Genomic DNA, 231 nt, shown 5'->3' with positions numbered 1-231 from the left:
CCACAGCAGGTTATCCTCCCCACTAAAGCGGGGGCCCCACCCCAGGGGCACGGTTACCTGCTTCCCATTTCGCACGGCATTCCCCAATGCTTTCATGATCTTGGAATTGCGGGCCAGCCGGTAGGCCGTGATCTTTATGCTGGTAACATTGGGATCAATGGCGGCCTCACGCAGCAGATCTATTATAATATCTAAGGAATGATTGGGGAAGTGCAGCATTACATCCTGCTG

At 53.7% G+C, this 231-nt stretch carries 1 pseudogene; it reads right to left on the bottom strand.

The window, feature by feature from the left end:
* Positions 1-231, bottom strand: a pseudogene (locus KVT36_RS32410) (polyphosphate kinase 1); the annotation flags it as partial.

It is taken from the genome of Chitinophaga sp. GbtcB8 (genome assembly GCF_019091455.1).
Classification (GTDB): Bacteria; Bacteroidota; Bacteroidia; order Chitinophagales; family Chitinophagaceae; genus Chitinophaga.
Note: the sequence above shows the minus strand (reverse complement) of the source record. Positions and strands in the feature narration are given on the sequence as shown.